General features: G+C 63.4%; 16 protein-coding genes. 7 read left to right on the forward strand and 9 right to left on the reverse strand.

The window, feature by feature from the left end; translation table 11 throughout:
- The first annotated feature begins 1 nt into the window (after position 1).
- From ACP3TE_RS00530 to ACP3TE_RS00545, 4 genes are all read left to right on the forward strand, one after another.
- The gene (locus ACP3TE_RS00530; RefSeq protein ID WP_388025827.1) at positions 2 to 1,231 is read left to right on the forward strand and encodes a CaiB/BaiF CoA transferase family protein; all 1,230 of its coding nucleotides are present in this window, start codon (positions 2 to 4) and stop codon (positions 1,229 to 1,231) included.
- On the forward strand, positions 1,228 to 2,736 hold the full coding sequence (locus ACP3TE_RS00535) for a carboxyl transferase domain-containing protein (protein ID WP_426734812.1): 1,509 nt from the start codon (positions 1,228 to 1,230) through the stop codon (positions 2,734 to 2,736). The genes ACP3TE_RS00530 and ACP3TE_RS00535 overlap by 4 nt, the downstream gene beginning before the upstream one ends.
- A gap of 201 nt (positions 2,737 to 2,937) precedes the next feature.
- The gene (locus tag ACP3TE_RS00540; RefSeq protein ID WP_426734814.1) at positions 2,938 to 3,384 is read left to right on the forward strand and encodes an HD domain-containing protein; all 447 of its coding nucleotides are present in this window, start codon (positions 2,938 to 2,940) and stop codon (positions 3,382 to 3,384) included.
- A 223-nt stretch (positions 3,385 to 3,607) separates the two neighbouring features.
- Positions 3,608 to 4,270, forward strand: a complete 663-nt coding sequence (locus ACP3TE_RS00545) for a phosphoribosyltransferase (protein WP_426734815.1) — start codon at positions 3,608 to 3,610, stop codon at positions 4,268 to 4,270.
- A 179-nt stretch (positions 4,271 to 4,449) separates the two neighbouring features.
- On the opposite strand, the gene ACP3TE_RS00550 is transcribed toward ACP3TE_RS00545, so the two are convergent.
- Positions 4,450 to 5,670 carry an MFS transporter gene (locus ACP3TE_RS00550; RefSeq protein ID WP_426734817.1) on the reverse strand — a complete coding sequence of 407 codons (1,221 nt, stop codon included), beginning with the start codon at positions 5,668 to 5,670 and terminating at the stop codon, positions 4,450 to 4,452.
- Between the two features lie 27 nt (positions 5,671 to 5,697).
- Positions 5,698 to 6,063 carry an ArsR/SmtB family transcription factor gene (locus ACP3TE_RS00555; protein WP_426734819.1) on the reverse strand — a complete coding sequence of 122 codons (366 nt, stop codon included), beginning with the start codon at positions 6,061 to 6,063 and terminating at the stop codon, positions 5,698 to 5,700.
- Positions 6,064 to 6,146: 83 nt separating this feature from the next.
- Here ACP3TE_RS00555 and ACP3TE_RS00560 point away from each other — a divergent pair, with 83 nt between their 5' ends.
- The gene (locus ACP3TE_RS00560) at positions 6,147 to 7,787 is read left to right on the forward strand and encodes an ABC-F family ATP-binding cassette domain-containing protein (RefSeq protein ID WP_332503700.1); all 1,641 of its coding nucleotides are present in this window, start codon (positions 6,147 to 6,149) and stop codon (positions 7,785 to 7,787) included.
- 126 nt (positions 7,788 to 7,913) lie between these two features.
- Positions 7,914 to 9,014, forward strand: coding sequence for a fatty acid desaturase family protein (locus ACP3TE_RS00565; RefSeq protein WP_426734821.1), 1,101 nt, complete (start codon positions 7,914 to 7,916; stop codon positions 9,012 to 9,014).
- Positions 9,015 to 9,036: 22 nt separating this feature from the next.
- Here the strand turns inward: ACP3TE_RS00565 and ACP3TE_RS00570 are convergent, their stop codons facing one another.
- From ACP3TE_RS00570 to ACP3TE_RS00600, 7 genes are all read right to left on the reverse strand, one after another.
- Positions 9,037 to 9,453: an META domain-containing protein gene (locus tag ACP3TE_RS00570; RefSeq protein WP_426734823.1), complete on the reverse strand. Its 417-nt coding sequence runs from the start codon at positions 9,451 to 9,453 to the stop codon at positions 9,037 to 9,039.
- 45 nt (positions 9,454 to 9,498) lie between these two features.
- The gene (locus ACP3TE_RS00575) at positions 9,499 to 11,055 is read right to left on the reverse strand and encodes an MFS transporter (protein ID WP_426734825.1); all 1,557 of its coding nucleotides are present in this window, start codon (positions 11,053 to 11,055) and stop codon (positions 9,499 to 9,501) included.
- A gap of 98 nt (positions 11,056 to 11,153) precedes the next feature.
- Entirely contained in the window at positions 11,154 to 11,909 is a 756-nt protein-coding gene (locus tag ACP3TE_RS00580; protein ID WP_402697297.1) for a TetR/AcrR family transcriptional regulator, read from the reverse strand.
- Between the two features lie 63 nt (positions 11,910 to 11,972).
- The gene (locus tag ACP3TE_RS00585) at positions 11,973 to 12,962 is read right to left on the reverse strand and encodes a hypothetical protein (protein ID WP_332504041.1); all 990 of its coding nucleotides are present in this window, start codon (positions 12,960 to 12,962) and stop codon (positions 11,973 to 11,975) included.
- A gap of 101 nt (positions 12,963 to 13,063) precedes the next feature.
- On the reverse strand, positions 13,064 to 13,978 hold the full coding sequence (locus tag ACP3TE_RS00590) for a sugar ABC transporter permease (RefSeq protein WP_105658448.1): 915 nt from the start codon (positions 13,976 to 13,978) through the stop codon (positions 13,064 to 13,066).
- The gene (locus ACP3TE_RS00595) at positions 13,978 to 15,573 is read right to left on the reverse strand and encodes an ABC transporter permease subunit (RefSeq protein ID WP_332504039.1); all 1,596 of its coding nucleotides are present in this window, start codon (positions 15,571 to 15,573) and stop codon (positions 13,978 to 13,980) included. Before ACP3TE_RS00595 ends, ACP3TE_RS00590 begins: the two co-directional genes overlap by 1 nt.
- A 116-nt stretch (positions 15,574 to 15,689) precedes the next feature.
- Complete coding sequence (locus ACP3TE_RS00600; RefSeq protein ID WP_426734828.1) at positions 15,690 to 16,958, reverse strand: sugar ABC transporter substrate-binding protein; 1,269 nt, start codon at positions 16,956 to 16,958, stop codon at positions 15,690 to 15,692.
- Positions 16,959 to 17,224: 266 nt separating this feature from the next.
- On the opposite strand from ACP3TE_RS00600, the gene ACP3TE_RS00605 reads away from it, so the two are divergent.
- Entirely contained in the window at positions 17,225 to 18,913 is a 1,689-nt protein-coding gene (locus ACP3TE_RS00605) for a glycoside hydrolase family 13 protein (protein ID WP_332488215.1), read from the forward strand.
- The last annotated feature ends 23 nt before the right edge of the window (positions 18,914 to 18,936 follow it).

Below are 18,936 nucleotides of genomic sequence, written 5' to 3' on the forward strand. Positions count from 1 at the left end.
CTTGAGCTCGATTACAGTCCAACCCGAAGAAACCCTGGCCACCGGCACCGGCCCCCTGAGCGGCTACGTGGTCCTTGACCTGACCCGTGCACTGGCCGGGCCTCATGCCGGAATGATGATGGGCGACCTGGGTGCCAAGGTCATCAAGATCGAAGCGATGGGCACCGGGGACGACACCCGCGGCTGGGGCCCACCCTTCGTCGGGCCGGAAGACAACCGGCAGGCCACCTACTTCCTGTCATGCAATCGCAACAAGCAGTCTGTTGCGCTGAACCTGAAGGATTCCGCGCACCAAGCCAAGCTGGCCGACCTGGTCAGGAACTCTGATGTGCTCATGGAGAACTTCCGCACCGGCGTGCTGGACCGGCTCGGCTTCAGCGTCGAGGTGCTCCATGAATTGAATCCGCAGCTGGTGATCCTGTCCATTACCGGCTTCGGGCACGACGGCCCCGAATCCCACCGCAGCGGCTACGACCAGATCCTGCAGGGCGAGGCCGGGCTGATGTCCATTACCGGCTCCGGCCCGGAGGATCCGCAGAAGGTCGGGGTGCCCATCGCGGATCTGCTCTCGGGGATGTATGGAGCGTACGGGGCGCTGGCAGCGCTGCTGGAACGCGAAAGGACCGGTCGCGGCCAAGTGGTCCGCACCTCCCTGCTGGCCTCGATCATCGGGGTCCATGCCTTCCAGGGCACCCGGCAGACCGTGGCCGGGGAGAATCCCCAAGCCATCGGCAACCACCATCCCTCCATTGCACCCTACGGCCTGTATTCCTGTGCCGATGGGAAAGTGCAGATCAGCATCGGCAGCGAAAAGCTCTGGCAGGCCTTCGCCTCCCGGTTCGGTTTGCCCGCCGGGGATCCCCGCTTTGCCAGCAACTCCCAGCGCGTGGAGAACCGCGCGGCGCTCAATGAGCTGATCGAACGGGCTTTTAGCGCATACGATGCGGCGCAGCTGCTCAACTCCCTTGACGCAGCCGGCATTCCATCGGGAAAGGTGCGCTCCATCGAGGAGGTCTATGACTGGGACCAGGTCCACTCCCAAGGGCTCGTCGTGGAGGTGGAGCACGAAGTGCTGGGCAGGGTCAGCCTGCCCGGCCCTCCCCTGCGTTTCTTCGATGCCGCCACCAGCAAGGAGACCACCCGCAAGGCGCATACCGCTCCGCCCCTGCTCAATGCTGATGCAGCGGACGTGGACCGCTGGCTCGAAGAGCGGAAGGAAGACCAGTCATGAGCACCAGAACCCAACGGATTGACGCGTCGGCGCTACTGTCCATCGTCTTGGATGAAGACTCCTTCGAGTCCTGGGACAGCCAGCCGCAGCAGCCCGAGCTCAGCGAATCCTATGCGGCCGACCTCGATGCCGCCCGCGCAAAAAGCGGCACCGATGAATCGGTGCTCACGGGCAAGGGGCTGATCCAGGGCCGCGAAGTGGCGGTGATCGTCTCGGAATTCAACTTCCTGGCCGGTTCCATCGGGCAGGCTGCCGTGAAGCGCATTGTCGCGGCCATCGAGCGCGCAACGGCGGCCGGACTGCCGCTGCTGGCGGGGCCCGCTTCCGGGGGCACCCGCATGCAGGAAGGCACCTTGGCCTTCCTGGGGATGGTCGCCATCACCGATGCGGTCCGCCGGCACAAGGCGGCAGGACTTCCCTATCTGGTCTACCTGCGCCATCCCACCACCGGCGGTGTCATGGCCTCCTGGGGCTCTTTGGGGCACATCACCGTTGCCGAGCCAGGGGCGCTGCTGGGTTTCCTGGGTCCACGGGTCTACCAGGCACTCTACGGACAGGACTTCCCGGAGGGCGTCCAGGTCTCGGAGAACCTGTTCCGCAAGGGCTTGATCGACGCGGTTGTCCCGCCGCAGGACCTTCCGCAGCTAGTGGACCGGGCACTGCAGATCCTGCAGCCCGTACAAGATTCCCGCGCCTTCCCGGCACCGGTGGGCAGCATCTCGTGCAGTGCGGACGAGGACGCCTGGCACTCTGTGCAAGCCAGCCGGAACCCGCGCCGACCGGACACCCGGATGCTGCTGGCCTCAGCTGACGACGCGCTGCCCTTGAACGGAACCGGACAGGGAGAGAAAGACCCCGGGCTGATGCTGGCGTTGGCGCGGTTCGCAGGACAGCGCTGCGTGGTGCTCGGCCAGCAGCGGCCGCGGCACCCGGACACGGCCAGCCTCGGGCCCGCCTCGCTGCGCGAGGCCCGCCGCGGGATGCAACTGGCCCAGGAACTCGGCCTGCCGCTGGTCACCATCATCGACACCACCGGCGCCGAGCTCTCGGTGCAGGCAGAGGAAGGCGGGTTGGCCGGAGAGATTGCCCGTTCGCTCAGCGAATTGATCGGCTTGCGGTCCCCCTCGGTGTCGGTGCTCCTCGGACAGGGTACCGGCGGCGCCGCACTGGCGCTGCTGCCGGCGGACCGGACCATCGCAGCCCGCAATTCCTGGCTCTCGCCGTTGCCGCCCGAGGGCGCCAGCGCCATCATGCACCGCAGTACCAGCCATGCCCCGGATATGGCCCGCCAGCAGAAGATCGGCGTTGCTTCGCTGTGCGACTTTGGCCTGGTGGACCACGTGGTGGACGAGTTCGATGACGCTGCCACCCGGCCGCGCGAGTTCTGCCAGGAACTCGGAACGGCTATTGCTGCGGAAATCTCCCTGGCCCTTGCCATTCCCGAGGCAGATCGGTTGGAGCGCCGGCAGAAAAAGTTCCAGAACTTGGGACAAGCCTCCAGCTAGTTCCGCACTGGGACACCGGGCCGGTCCGGCAACGGCTGCTGGACCGGCCATTGGCATGCCTGCCACCGCCACTGCCGTCTCGCCGGGCCGGCCGGCTGCACCCTGCAGGCACGTGGAAGTTCAAGGATCAGGCTTCCTGCCCAAATGCCGGCCGCCCTGCGTAGAGTGGGACTCGACAGGAACTACCCACCGAGGCGGACTATGCGCGAGCACAAATCGATGATCGATACGGCCAAGGACATCGCGTCCGGCGCCCACGAAGGACAGGTCGACAAGCTCGGCGCCGCGTATATCGAGCATCCGGCACGAGTGGCCGGGCACGCGCGCGACCTCGGCGGTTCGCCAGAAGCCATCGCGGCCGCCTGGTTGCATGATGTGATCGAGGATTGCGACGTGAGCGCGGCGGACCTGCGTGCCGCTGGCATTCCCGACACGGTCATCATGGCGGTGGAACTGCTGAGCAAGCGGCCCGGGCAGAGCCTGGAAGAATATTGCGCCGGGGTGCGCGGCAATGCGCTGGCCTTGCTGGTCAAGGAAGCGGACCTGGCCGATAACACCGACCCGGAACGCACAAGCCAGCTGGATCAGGCTACCCGGCAACGGCTGGCCGAGAAATACCAGCGCACCCGGTCCCTCCTGGGTCTCTAGCAAGGCACCGAGTCCTGGGTTCACCCCGGGTCCCGAGGATTCATGCTCCCGCGCCTGCCCGGAAATAGCTCCTTGACTCGAACTTCCAAGCTCCCCGCCGCGCACGGCCAGCACTTCTTCGCCGGCATCCGGTGGCGGCACCTGATCACCGCGCAGAACTCGGAATGCTGGATATTTCCCGCAGCCCCCTTGCAATCGGGCGCCATTGGGCAAGACTTGGACTATGGCAACAGGCAGAAGCACAGTGTTCGAAAACCGCAGCCATGCCGGCGCCGCGCTGGGCATGAAGCTGTCCACCCTGCTGCCCGCCGGCGAGTACACCGTGCTGGGTTTGCTGCGCGGCGGAGTGCCCATCGCTCATGAAGTGGCCAAGGCCCTCGGGGCCACCCTGGGCGCGGTGGCAGTGCGCAAGCTCGGGGTGCCCCGCAATCCCGAACTGGCATTCGGCGCCATGGCCCGGTACGGGACTGGCAGCGCTCGCCACATCAACGAGGCGATCTACCGCCGGGCTCCGCAGTATTTCGGCAAGGACGAACTCGAATCCCTGGAACGCGGTACCGGTGCCGACCTGCGGGCCCTGGCCGGCACCTTCAAGGACTACTGCCCCGATCTGGCCGGGCGCGACCTGCTGCTCTGCGATGACGGAATGGCCACGGGCGCCACGATGAAGGCCGCGCTGGATCTTATCCAGGGCCTGGCTCCCGCCTCCATCACGCTGGCAGTTCCGGTGGCTTCGCCTGGAACGGCTGCCGAATTGGCACCCCGGGTCAATGGCATCTGCCAACTGCTCACCCCGGAAAATTTCACTGCCGTCGGAGCCTTCTACGAGGACTTCGGGCAAGTGGGCCAGGACCAGGTCCTGGAAATGCTGCGCTCCGCGCGGTGAGGTCCCAGGACCGCAGCCCGGGACATTGCGTCCAAGTTCCGGGTTAGCCGGTGGCACCGGTCAGCTTCACGACCGAACACATCCAGCCCCGCACGGGCAAGGGCCGGCAAGGAGGAATCCAGCGTCATTCCCCGCTCCCGGCTCCAATTGCGCTTGCCGGTCCTGCTGCCCCGGTGATCTCACCCCTGGTGCGCCGAAACCGTTACCGGGCGCCACGAGGCAAATGCCAGCACCGTACCGACCACTCCGATGCCGACCAGGACCAGAGCCGCACCCCACAGGCCGATCGAAGCGCCCAGGGCGCCGGCCACCGGATAGGTCAGCAAGAAGCATGCATGGGACAAGGAAAATTGCGCGGCAAAAACACCGGGGCGGTTTTGCTCGGTGCTGTTGCGGCGCAGCAGCCTCGACGAGGGCGTGAGGATAGTTGCGGTCGCCGCACCCAGGGCCAGCCACAGGCCAAGGAGCCCGGCCCATTGGCCAGAACCCTCGCCCCAGCCGATCACAGCGGCACCGACGAACAGCAGCAGCGGCATCATCACGGCGCCGGCGAGCATCACGCTGCGGTCTTCGAATCGCTCCAGCAACCCCGGCATGCCCAGTGCCACCGCCATCGAACCTGCACCGTATGCTCCGAGCAGCAGCGCCACATCCACGTGCGAGCGGCCCAGATCCCCCTTCACCAGCACCACTGTGTTGACGATGACCATGGCGGAGATCGCGGCGACCACCAGATTCAGCGCCATCAGGCTGCGCAGTTCCCGTGCCGCCCAGAATGCCCGGGTTCCCCCGGTGAGGCGATGGAAGAAGAGCGACTTCTGGGGCGGCGGGATCGCCGGGAAGCGCGTCGCGGCAACAAGCAGAGCAGACGCGGCAAAGCCGAGCACGGTCCCGGCGAAGAGGTTGTGGTAGCTGGTGACGGTCAGCAGCGCGGCCGCCAGCATCGGGCTGGCCAACGACTCCATGTCATAGGCCAGCCGCGACAGCGACAAGGCCCGGGTGTAATCCCGCTCATCGGGCAGGATCGAGGGAATGACCGCTTGGAACGCGGGGGTGAAGGTCGCCGATGCTGATTGCAGTACGAAAATCAGCACATAGATCTGCCACGCTTCGCTGGCGAATGGGAGGCAGAGCGCCACTAGTCCACGAATGATGTTGGACCCGATGAGCACGGGTTTGCGCGGAATATGGGAAACCAGGGCATTGGCCACAGGAGCAACGGCCACATAGGCGACCATCTTCACAGTCAAAGCCAGCCCAAGCACTAATCCCGCGTTGCTGCCGGCAATATCGAAAGCCAGCAGGCCCAGGGCAACGGTAAGCAGGCCCGTGCCCAGCAGCGCAATCATCTGGGCGCTGAAAAGCTTGGCGTACGCCTGGTCCCTGAGTACTGCGAGCATCTTTGCCGACTCCCGTATCTTTTGCCGCTAGCCTTGCGGGGCTTCGTGGTGCAGCGGCAGCTGTCCGTTGGATACCGAATGCTCCGCCTGCTTGATCGCTTCGCTGACCAGACGCGCCGGGTGCTCATCGGTGAGGCTGTACAGGACCTTGGTTCCGTCCTGGCGCGTGGTCACCATGCGCGCCATGCGCAAACGGGCCAGGTGCTGGGATACCCCCGAAGGGCTCTTCTCGACCAGCTCCGCGAGCGCGTTGACCGAGAGCTCACCGGCACGGCGCAGATGCAGCACAATCCGGATCCGGGTGGCATCGGACAGCAAGCCGAAGACTTTCGCGGCCAGCTCCACGAAATCCGAGGAAGGATCCGGAGCATAAATCTTATTATCTGCATGCATGCTAATAGACTAATACTCTCGCCCGGTATTGCCTAGGGCACACCGGAAATATTCCGCGTCCGACTGGAACTAGAATTGGAGCCATGACTGCAACGCTCGTGGCCAAGGACCTGACTGGCGGCCACGCCCACCGAACCCTCTTCTCGAATCTGAACTTCACCGCCGCACCCGGTGATGTCTACGGCGTAGTGGGTGCCAACGGCGCTGGCAAGTCCACATTGCTCTCGCTGCTTGCCGGGGCCGCGGCCCCGCAGGCCGGAACGGTGAGCACCGCCCCGGATTCTGCGTTCATCGGCTGGATGCCCCAGGAACACGACCGCGTTCCAGGTGAAACCATCACCGCGTATTTGGCCCGCCGCACCGGTTGCGCCGCCGCCACCACCGCCATGGAATCCACCGCCGAAGAACTTGGCAGCGGCAAGCCCGGTGCGGATGACGCCTACACTGCTGCATTCGACCACTGGATGGCCTGTGGCGCCATGGATCTGGAAGACCGCATCCCCGAGGTGCTGGCCAAGCTCGGCTTCACCCTCCCGGTAGAAACCGAGATGACTGCCCTGTCCGGCGGCCAGGTAGCCCGCGTGGCTCTGGCAGCCCTGCTGCTCTCCCGCTTCGATGCGGTGCTGCTCGATGAACCGACCAATGATCTCGATCTCGAGGGCCTGGAGCATTTGGAGCATTTCATCAATTCCCTGCGCGCGCCGGTGATCCTGGTATCGCATGACCGCGAGTTCCTCTCCCGCTGCACCACCGGCATCATCGAATTGGACCTGGCCCAGAACCAGGTAGCCACCTATGAAGGCGGCTACGACTCGTACCTTGCCGAACGGGCCATCAACCGCACCCATGCCCGTGAGGCCTACGAGCAGTTCGAGAACCAGAAAGCCGATCTGGTCTCCCGCGCCCGCACCCAGCGCGAATGGTCCTCGCAAGGCGTGCGCAACGCCATGCGCAAGGCGCCGGACAACGACAAGATCCGCCGCCGGGCCAACTCCGAGTCCTCGGAAAAGCAGGCCGCCAAGGTGCGCCAGATGGAATCGCGCATCGCCCGGCTCGACGAAGTGGCCGAACCGCGCAAGGAATGGGTCCTGCAGTTCTCCATCGCCGCGGCTGAGCGCGGGTCCTCGGTGATGTGCACGCTCAACGAGGCCTCGGTATCCCACGGGGACTACGCTTTCGGACCGGTTTCGGTGCAGGTCAACGCCGGGGACCGGATTGGCATCACCGGCCCGAACGGAGCAGGCAAGTCGACCTTGCTGAACCTGCTGCTGGGCAAGCTGGCCCCGCACAGCGGCTCGGCATCCCTGGGCAGTTCGGTGAATATCGGAGAAATCGACCAGGCGCGCACCCAGCTGCCCGGCGACCTGCCACTGGGCGAAGCCTTCGAACTGGAAGTGCCCGAGTACTCCGCCGCGGAGGTGCGCACCCTGCTTGCCAAGTTCGGCTTGAAGGCCGACCAGTCCTCGGCCCTGGTGGATTCGCTCTCCCCCGGCGAGCGAACCCGCGCATCCATGGCGCTGCTCCAGGCCCGCGGGGTGAACCTGCTGGTGCTCGATGAGCCGACCAACCACCTGGACGTGCCGGCCATTGAACAGCTCGAGGAAGCCCTGGAAGCGTACACCGGAGCACTGCTGCTGGTCACCCATGATCGGCGGCTGCTGGAGAATGTGCGCCTGGACGCTCGATGGGAAGTTGCACAGGGCCAACTAACTGCCCATTTCTAGGCCTCACTTGGGCACTTATTGCACTGGCAAGTTCACAGCTATCCAACGTAGGATTGGCACTATGGGAGCCGAGTTTTTCAGTTCTTTCGACTGCGAGGTCGACGCCTAGTACCCAAGGATATTTTCTTGAGCAGCACTGCAACACTCCATCCCCAAGGGCCAACGGTCAAGCCGGGCGATCCCAAGAGCTTCTTCCACGTCAAGAAGCTGGTCACCGAAGCTGGACTGGTCGGCCGCCGCCGCGGGCACTATCTCGGGTTGGGCATCGTGCTGACGGTGCTGCTAGCCGGCACCGTTACCGGTTTCATCCTCCTGGGCGACAGCTGGTTCCAGTTGCTGATGGCCGCAGCCTTGGGCCTGCTGCTCACCCAATTCGCGTTCCTGGCGCACGAGGCGGCACACCGCCAGATCCTGGCTTCGCACAAGCGCAATGACAAGCTGGGCCAGTTCCTGGCCAATATCGTCGTGGGCATCAGCTACCAGTGGTGGATGAACAAGCACAACAAGCACCACGCCACCCCCAATACCGTGGGCAAGGATCCGGACATCGAGTGGGACACCATCTCCTTCCAGACCGAGGACGCCAAACGCCAGCGCGGCCTGCTCAAGTGGATCACCAACCGCCAGGGCTACCTGTTCTTCCCGCTGCTCACCCTTGAGGGCTTGAACCTGCATATGCATTCGATCAAGTACCTGTTCAAGGCCGGCCGGGTCAAGAACCGCAAGCGCGAGATGACCGGCATTGCACTGCGCATCGCCATCTACCTGGCGATCGTGTTCTACTTCCTGCCAGTGGGCATGGCTTTCGCCTTCCTCGGCGTGCAGCTGGCAGTCTTCGGCGTCTACATGGGTGCCTCCTTCGCCCCGAACCACAAGGGCATGCCGATGGTTCCCCAGGACGCCCGCATCGACTTCTTCTCCCGCCAGGTACTGACCGGACGCAATGTCATGGCCAAGTCCAGCTGGGGAAACCGCGTGCTCGCCCACGTCTACGGCGGATTGAACTACCAGGTAGAGCACCACCTGTTCCCGTCCATGCCGCGCGCCAACCTGGCCGGCGTCTCGCGCATCGTGCGCCAGTACTGCGACGAGCACCAGGTGCCGTACACCGTGGCCAGTGTCCGCGAATCCTACGCGCAGGTGATCACCTACCTGAACAAGGTCGGACTATCGGCCCGGGATCCATTCGAGTGCCCGATGATCTCCGGATACCGCGTCAGCGCATAGTTCAGGCTGAAGCAGCAAAGAGCTAGGATCCCTTGCCACCAAAGGCAAGGGTTCCTAGCTCTTTCCCGTCTGCGTCAAGGACAAGCATCTTTTCGCCGTCCTCCAGCTTGGCGGAGGCAGCGCGCGAGAGCCAGTCATCCACGCCTTCGCAGAACATCTTGGTCGAGGCGAGCGCGGCGAATTCCAGGTCTTCGGATGCGCTCCAGGTGCCGGCGAGGCGGTTGCAGCCATCGCTGCCGGTGATCTTGCCGTCTTCGGCAAGCTCCAGCCACGGCTGGCCTTGCTCCTTGCTGCCCCACCAGCCGACCGGATCCTGGAGTATCACGCTGGTCTCGCTTTCAGTTGGCTGGCTGGCGCCCGGCTCGCCCGGGGTCGCCCCGCAGGCGGCAACGCCAAAAGCCAAAGACAGTGCCGCGGTGCGCAGGAAGAATCGCTTCATATCCCCCAGCCTAGGTCTTCGGCCCACCCGCTGGCCAGTACCGGATTACGGCTGGGAGTCTACTGGCTGGGTAGGCTCCTTCGGCCCGACAACCTCGATTGCCCCGGTCACCGTACGCTGCACGCCGGTGCTGACGGGAACGACTTCTTCGGCAACTGGCTTGCTGCGGGCAGCATGGCTATGGCGCAGATCAAGGATACCGACCAGCAAGGTGGCCAGGACCAAGAGGGAAATGGCAGCGAATGAGAGCGCCATGGCGATCGAGTACCCGGCTACGTGGTTCATGCCGTAGAAGACAGCGGTAATCACCGCAATGCCCACCGCAGTGCCCACGCGCTGGGAAGTCTGCATCAAGCCGCCGGCGCTGCCGGAGTTGGCCACGGGAACTTCCATGAGGGTCAGCGCCTGGTTAGGCGAAATAATGAAGCCCTGGGCTACGCCGATGAAGGCCAGCGAAAGCAGCATCCACCAGATGCTCAGCAGCCCGCGATCCTCCAGGACCACCACGGCAATGGTGGCCAGCAGGCCGAACAGGGCGCTGAGAATGCCGCCAATGACCATTTTTCGCCCCACGGTCATGACATAGCGTCCGGCGATGTCGGAGCTGAAAGCGGAGAGCAGGGCCGCGGGAAGACAGATCAGCCCTGCCTGCAGGGCACTGAAGCCCTGGGATTGCTGGACGTAAATGGCCACCAGTACCCAGACGCTGGAAACACCCATGAAGTACAGGCCAGCGATGAGCGTGCCGTTGGTGAAGCTGCGGATCTTGAACAGGGCCAATTCCACCATTGGTTCGCGCCCGAGCTTCTTGTACTTCTTCTCCCACCAGACCCAGAGCACCATGACCAGCACTGCCAAGGCCAGCAGCGACCAGAGCCATGGGGTTTCGCGACCCTGGACGAATGGCAGGAGCAGGGCGAAAATGCCAACCGCCAGCAGGAGGCCGCCAACCGGGTCCAGATCCACCTTGCCCGCTGGCTTGTTGAACAGCGGCTTGGGCAGCCACAGGAGCGCCAGGACAATGGCCAGCACGCCGACCGGGACGTTGATCAAGAACGTTGCGCGCCAGCCGGCGTCTTCTCCAAACCAGTTGATCAGCAATCCGCCCAGCACCGGCCCAATAGCTACCGAGAAGCCGACGGCGGTGCCCAGCAGCCCGTAGGCCCGGCCACGGGCCGCGCCACGGAAGTGCTGCTGGATCATGCCCATCACTTGGGGGTTGAGCAGGCCCGAGCCAACGCCCATGATGAAGCGGGCAATGTTCAATACCAGTGGATCCGCGGCCAGCCCTGCGAGGATGCTGGCGGCTGTGAAGATCGCCAAACCCGCCACGAACATCACGCCACGGCCCAGCAGGTCGCCGGCGCGTCCGGCAGCAACCAGAACCACGCCGAAGGTCAGCGCATATCCGGCCAATACCCACTGCAGGTCCGATTCGGTGGCATGCAGGGTGGAACCGATGGCAGGAAGAACCACGTTGACGATGCTGACCGAAACCAGCGACATGAACATCGCTGCCAGCAGCACGCCCAGCAATCGCCATCGCGCTCCGGCCGAGAGTTCTTCGGCAATTGGTACCGGATGCGGCTTGCTCTGGGACATGGGCCAACTTTCAAACGAATTCGAGGCCGCACAATCCTGCGGTCCTTCAACCTACAGCGTTGGCCAGCTGGCTAATATTCCCTGTCGAAGTGCTTATTTCATTCTTTGCGGTCTTCGGCGGCCCGGTTGAGCTCGAGCATCTGCGCAATGGCCAGCAACCGCAACTCGACGACTTCCCCGAAAAGGTCATCGCTGTCTTGCTGCGGCAGCTCGAGCGCTTGGCGTGCCAGCGGTGTCGGAACTTCCGGGTAGGCGTCAAGCAATTGGACCGGCACCAGCGAGCTCACGTAGTCCGGGCTGTCCTTCGAGCGGCGGTCATAGTAGTAATCCACATGCATCACGAAACCCAGGACATCCCGTTCCAGGGCGCGGACCATGGCCACTGCCTGCTTGAGCGTCAGGCCGATATCCACGAAGAAGGCGAGGATCCGTTCCATCAATTCATTGCGGAACGGGCCGGGCTCCACCTTGAGCTTTTCGTCGAGCGTCAATTGCGAGGCCCGGGGGTAGGCCCGGTAGGCCCGGCGCGTCGCGTTGTACGCTTCGGTCACCCCGAGCTTCCAGTCGTTGCAGTCGAACTCGATCAGCGGATTGATCGAGATGAAGCGCCCCACCGCCAGGTTGATGACTTCTTGGCGATCCGCCACGTAGTTGTACAACGCCCGCGGGGTGACATTGAATTCGGCCGCAAGACGGTGCATGGTCAGCGCGTCGTAGCCCTCGGCACCGGCGATTTCCAGAGCCTTCTGGGCCAGCTGCTCTTTGCTCAGGGACTGGAATTCAGAGTCCTTGCGCGGGCGCCCGCGACCACGTTTTGTCGGTTCAGGAGAGGAATTTTCCTTATTCTCGGCCATGTCACGAGGATATACGCATTTTCTCTGTAAATTCCCATTAAGCGCCTACAAGTATTGAAACTCCTAAAACAGGGCCAGCAATTTCCTGGCTCGTTCGTGCCACATGCCGGCAGCTAGCGCGAGATGTCCTACGGCGAAGCTCATGCCGCCAGCCAGCCACGGCCAGGCCAGGACCGCCCCGTAGGTTCCTGGCAGCGCAGCGACGAATCCAGCGGCCATCACCAGCAGGCCGGCTGCGACCAGCGCAATATGAGCCAGCTTCCAGCGGAAGGGCAACAGCATCGCCAGCACGGCCAGCAGCGCGGCCGGAGCCAGGATCAGCCATGGCGCAGCGCTGAAGCTGGCCAGGCCTTGGTAGCTGGCATACCCCAGGACCAGGATCAGCAGCACCGCCGCGCACACCAGCCAGCCGGGCCCGGGGCTTGCCATGGAACCGCGCATCATCAGCAGCGGGGTGAAAACCTGTGCCCAGAGCAGCACGGTCACCGGAATGAAAAAGAGCGAGAGCTGTCCGCCACCCGCCGCGCAGATAACGGTCATGATCACAGCCCCGACGATGTGGATGGTGGTGCCGGCACTATTGGGCAGCCACAAGGGAACCAGGCTGAGGATGACCGGAATGAACGCCAGCCAAATCAGCTGGGATCCGATCAGCAATTCGAGTTGCCCCAGCAGCCCGCCAACTCCCCCGGCAACAAAGCCGAAGCTCTGTTCGTTGGCCAAGGCGGCTTGCGGCGGGGCGAAAAGCACCACCATCAGGGTCAGCAGTGCGAGAGCGAAAATTGGCCACGCCAGAATACGCGTCAAGAAGTACTTGCCGCTGCCCACTTCCAGGGCTTCGGGCTCATGGCGTTCGAATTTGAGCGCGCGCGAGGCAGGCTCGCCGAGCAAGCGGATCAAATCGCTCTTGCGGCGTCCGCCGCCAGGCAGGCGGAGAATCTCCTGCTTGGTGGTTTCAATGACTTCGTTGCGTTCTTGCAAAGTCAAGAAATCCAGCGCACGGCGAAGTTGCTCCAGGTAGTTGCGGGCGGCGCGCGGCAAGTAGGGCTTCATGCCTTTTACTCTACGTGCTCCGGCCCATGGGCTGACGCAGGCAAAATGGGGCAACGCCAGTGGCGTTGCCCCATCTGCCCGAAGTGGTCAGTTGCTGCGGGCTACTTGCCTGCGCCGGCGGTCAGGCCGCCGACAATGTACTTCTGCAAGAACAGGAACAATGCCATCACCGGGATCGCTGCCAGTACCGCACCGGCAGCGAAGACCGACCAGTTGGAGGTGAATTCCTCCGAGACGTAGGAGTACAGTCCCACAGCCAGCGTCTGGTTCTCCGGGGAGACCAGGATGACCGAGGCGATCACGAAGTCCGAGGTGCTGGAAATGAAGGACAGCAGGCCCACGACGGCCAAGATCGGTGCCACCAGGCGCAGGATCATGGTGAAGAAGATGCGGGCATGGCCAGCACCATCGATCTTCGCCGCTTCATCGATTTCCACCGGAATGGTGTTGAAGAAGCCGTACATCAGATAGGTGTTCACACCCAGTGCCCCGCCCAGGTACACCATGATCAATGCGATCTGGTTATCGATGCCCAAGACCGGGAAGACATCTCCCAGCGAGGTGAGCAGGATGAAGATCGCCACTACGGCCAGCAGCTGCGGGAAGATCTGCACAATCAGCAAGCTGACCAGGCCCACGCGGCGGCCGGTGAAGCGCATCCGCGAGAAGCTGTAGGCAGCCAAGGCGCCGAGGAACACCGAAGCGGCCGCCGTGGTCAGGCCGATCACCAAGGTGTTGATGAACCAGGCGCCGAAGGGACGCTGCTGATTCTGGAACAGCTCCACATAGCTGTTGAAGCCGATGGTGGTGAACAATCCATTGGAAGACAGCAGGGTTCCATTGGGGTTCAGCGAGGCCGAGAGCACGTAGAGCAGCGGGAAGGCCGCATAGATGCACAGGGCCACGCCGATCAGGTGGCGCCAGCCGGTGGAGGCGAACCATTTGCCCAGGCCCTGGCGCCCCGCGCGTCCCTTGGGTGCGCCTGCTACCGGCCTGCCGGTGATTTCGGTGCTCATTAGTTCAGCTCCTCCAGTGCCTTGGTCTGCTTGAAACTGATAATCGAGATGATCGCGACGATCACGAAAATGATGATGGAGAAGGCGCTGGCCAGCCCATAGTCGCGCTGGGAGCCAACGAAGGCCACCTTGTAGACCATGGAGATCAGGATGTCGGTGGATCCCACGTTCAGTCCTGCATCCTGCATGCGCGGCCCGCCTTCGGTGAGCATGTAGATCACGTTGAAGTTGTTGAAGTTGAAGGCGAAGGAGCTGATCAGCAGCGGAGCCACCGAGACCAGCAGCAGCGGCAGCTTGATCAACCGGAAGATCTGGAACGGCTTCGCCCCGTCGATGGTGGCCGCTTCGGAGAGTTCATTCGGAATGGACTGCAGCGCCCCGGTGCAGACCAGGAACATGTACGGGAATCCGAGCCACAGATTCACCCAGAGCACGGAGAACTTCGCCAGCCACGGGTCGGTCAGCCAAGGGATCTGCGCTCCGCCCAGGAGCACCTGGTTGACGAACCCGAAGTCGCGGTTGAGCATGCCGGCCCAGACCAGCCCGCCCAGGAACGCAGGGAATGCGTAAGGCAGGATCGAGATGACGCGGTAGACCTTCCGCCCCTTCATGCGCATGTCGTTGAAGACAATCGCCAGGAACAGCCCGAGGAAGAAGGTGGTCGCCACCGACAGGAAGGCGAAGGCGAAGGTCCACACGGTGACAGAGAACAGGGCGTTGCGGATCGAGGAATCGGTGACCGCACGGGTGAAGTTCTCGAAGCCCACGTTGATGGACCAGCCGGGCATCAGCTGCGAGCCGTCTTGCGCGGTATACGCGCCCACGCCGGTGTCCCGGTACACCACGCCGGTCTGCTGATCGGTCATGGTGTCCGCGGCTTCATCATGCTTGATGGAGGAAGTGTACTGGTAGGCGGTGCGGCCATCGCTGGTGCGCACGGTGCCATCTGCCGGGTTCTCGGTGAATGGAACGGCCAGCGAGGTGACCTCCTGCTGGCGGCCCAGCAAATCGGCGAAAGCCAGTTCGGAGTAGTCCCCCAGGCCAGCGGGGTCTACCGGGACGAAAGGATCATCCGCATCGCCGAGCAGCTGCTGGCCATCGCGCTCAATGAGCATCGCCAGCCCGTCTTGCCCCTCGAGGATGGACACCGGGTAGCCGGCTGATCCCTCGACGCGGTTCTGGTTGGATTGCAGCAGCGCGCTGATCGCGTCATCCTTATCCGAGTTGTGCCCCGAACCGTAGTTGGTGAAGGCGATATACCCGGTGTAGCCGATCACGAAGACCTGGAAAATCAGCAGGAAGATGGTGCCCGGCAGCAGGTACTTTGCCGGCAGCCATCCGCGCTTGAAGTAGACCACGTTGATCAGCACGGTAATGGCCGCGATCACCGCGGCGATCGCCCAGGCTTCGCGCCCCAGTGCGGTGAAGACCGCGAAGAGCGCGGTCGCATCGACGATCGCCACCAGGATGATCTTGGCGAGCATGGCGCCAGTGGAGGTACTGGTGGCGTTGGCGAAGCGCCTGGCTGCCGGTGACAGCTTGGGCTTCGTCTCCTCGGTGCCGGGTTGCGGCCCTTGGCGGGCGGTCTTTGTCATCTTCCAGATGTCCCTGTCGATCAAGTGCAGTTAGCGCTGGTGAATTGCAGGCGCTGGGGCCCGGAGGAGTTCCTCCCGGCCCCAGCGCCCATCGTTGTGCCTGGTGGCAGGCGTTCCTACTTCGAGATGGCCTTTTCGATGTCCGAGGTCATCTGCTTCCAGCGCTTGGCCGGATCAGCCTTGCCGGTGATGATCTCGGCCTCGGCTACGCCCCAGAACTCCCATACGGCAGCCATTTCCGGGATGTTCGGCATCGGCACGCCGTTGGCGCCGACCTCGCCGAAGGCAGCGATGGTTTCATCGGCCTTGGCCGCTTCGAATGCCGCCTTGTTTGCCGGCGGGCGGTTGCCTACCTCGTACAGTTCGGTCTGGACTTCTTCGGTGCCGATGTAGTTGGTCAGGAATTCGGTAGCGGCCAGCAGGTTCTCGGTCTTCGCGGAAACGAAGAAACCCTGCACGGCGACGAATGGCTGGGCCTGCTCGCCACCGGCCGATGGAATCGGGTCGATTTCCAGGTTGATTTCAGCTTCTTCTACTGCTTCCACGTTCCATGGACCGGTCAGGAAGAATGGCGAGTCGCCGGAGACGAACTTCTCCTTGGCAATGTCCCCGTCGAGGCTGGTCTTCAGGTTGCCTTCTTCGCCCTCTTCAGCCAGCCACTTGGCGAATTCGATGCCGCCCTCGTTGCCGATCTGCAGATCTGCCGGGTCATAAGCGCCCGTATCATCGGTGCCGAACACCGGTGCGCCGAAGGAGGTCTGGAACGGGTAGGCGTGGAATGGATCGCCGACATCAGAGACCTGGACCAGGAACGGGAATTCGGTGCCGGCCTTCTCGCCGGCGGCAATCATGTCATCGAAGCTCTTTGGAGCTTCCTTGACCAGATCCGCATTGCGCAGCAGGGCCAGGTTCTCGGTGGCGTAGGGAACGCCGTAGGTGTTGCCCTCGTAGCTCATGGCGCTGACTGCGACGTCCTGGAACTCGCCGGCCTTGTCGCCCAGCTCAACTGGCTGGACTACGCCGTTGTTGACCAGGTTGCCCAACCAGTCGTGGGCGCCGATGGTGATATCCGGGCCCTTGCCGGTTGGAACCTGGCGCAGGAAGTCTTCCTGGATCTTGGAGAAGTCCTTGATCACGAGGTCCACCTTGACCCCGGACTGCTTCTCGAAGTCAGCTGCTGCATCCTTGAGCACTGGCTCGCGGTTGGCGTCGACCCAGACGGTCAGCTTGCCGCCGGAGGCAGCTGCCGGCGAGGATTGCGCCGCTGCGGGGCTGGAGGAAACTGCTGGCGTGTTGGAGCCAGACCCGCCGCAGGCGGTGAGCGAGAGTGCGGCAATGGCCGTCAGTGCTCCGCCGAGAAGCCAAGGGTGCTTATTCACCTTCATGGGATGTCCTTTCGTGACAACTGTGTCATCAGGGACCGGGTCGGCCACGATTTCCGCTGGGCCTGCCGGTCGGGTCTTTAGTGGTGCGAGTAACACATTGATTGTAAGCGTTTACAGCGTGGCACAGATCATGAAAATTGACAACAATGCCGATAAAATCAGTTTTATCGGCCGAGGCGCGAATTCTGACCTCACCATGGAACGAAGGCTTTAAAGCATAATTGCAAGCGTTTACAAACTCTGGTGAATCATTTATCGTTACCGTCATGACTTCAATTCGTTCAGCAGCTGATTCCCTTGTGCAATCCGAAGACTCGCAGTGGTGGCGCTCCTCGGTGATCTACCAGATCTACCCGCGCTCCTTCGCCGATTCCAATGGCGATGGGATGGGCGATCTGCGCGGCATTACCCAACGCCTGGAAAGCATCGCTCAGCTTTCGGTCGACGCGATTTGGCTGTCGCCATTCTTCACTTCCCCGCAGAAGGACGCCGGATACGACGTATCGGACTACTGCGATGTGGATCCGCTGTTTGGAACCCTGGAGGACTACGACGCGATGGTCGCCAAGGCCCACGCATTGGGCCTGCGCGTCATCATCGACCTGGTTCCGAACCACTGCTCGGACCAGCACCCGTGGTTCCAGGAAGCGCTCAAGGCGGCGCCCGGCTCCCCCGAACGCGACCGCTTCATCTTCAAGGACACCCCGGCAACCGGGCGCCCGAATAATTGGGATTCGGTCTTCGGCGGCCCGATGTGGACCGAAACCAGGAATCCTGATGGCAGCGCCGGCCAGTCCTACCTGCATATCTTCGACTCCTCGCAGCCGGACTTCAACTGGCACAACGAGGAAGTGCGCGCGATGTTCCGCGACGTCCTGCGCTTCTGGCTGGACCGGGGCACCGACGGCTTCCGCGTTGACGTGGCCCACGGGCTGATCAAGGCCGAGGGCTTGCCGGACTTCACCCCGGACCCATCCGGTGCCTCCATGGGCGGCACCGACGAACTGGCTCCGTGGTGGGGCCAGGATGGCGTGCATGAGATCTACCGCGACTGGCGCAAGGTCATGGACGAGTACGACGGCGAGCGCGTGCTGTGCGCCGAGGCTTGGGTCAATCCCCTGTCGCTGATGGCCAAGTGGGTGCGCGAGGACGAGATGCACCAGGCTTTCAACTTCCCTTATCTCTCTTGCGACTTCGATGCCCAGCAGATCCGCGAAACCATCGACCAGTCTCTGGAGGAGTTCGGCAAGGTCGGCGCCCCGAGCACCTGGGTGCTCTCCAACCATGACGTGGTGCGCCATGCGACCCGCTTGGCGCTGACCGATGAGAACCCGCAGGGCGAGGGCATCGGCCTGAACACCCCAAACCTGCCGGAGGCTGCCGTGGGATTGCGTCGCGCTCGTGCTTCCAGCGCGTTGATGCTGGCCCTGCCAGGTGGCGCCTACATCTACCAGGGCGAAGAGCTGGGCCTGCCAGAAGCCGTTGAACTGCCAGATGAGGCGCGCCAGGATCCTACCTGGTTGCGCACCAATGGCGAGCGCTACGGGCGTGACGGCTGCCGGGTGCCCTTGCCCTGGGAAAGCGGCAAGCCCGCTTTCGGCTTCAGCGCGACCGGTGAAAGCTGGCTGCCGCAGCCGGCAGGCTGGGACTCCTACGCCCGCGATGCGCAGGTCGATGACCAGTCCTCCACGCTGAACCTGTACCGCCGCCTGTTGCAGCTGCGCCAGGATCATGCACTGGGCACCGGCACCCTGGATTGGGTCGAAGGCACCGGAGATGATGTTCTGGCTTTCGCCAACGGCACTGTGCTGGTCGTGGCCAACTACGCTGCAACTGCACAGCCTTTGCCTGCCGGTGCGCAGGGCGCCACCGAACTGGTGCGCAGCCAAAGCGAGATTTCGGCGGAACCGGGAATGATTCCGGGCGAAACCACGCTCTGGTTCCAGTTGCCGTAGCCGGCCATCTGCTGACCGGCTGC

The sequence above is a fragment of the Glutamicibacter sp. 2E12 genome (assembly GCF_050030965.1).
GTDB lineage: Bacteria > Actinomycetota > Actinomycetes > Actinomycetales > Micrococcaceae > Glutamicibacter.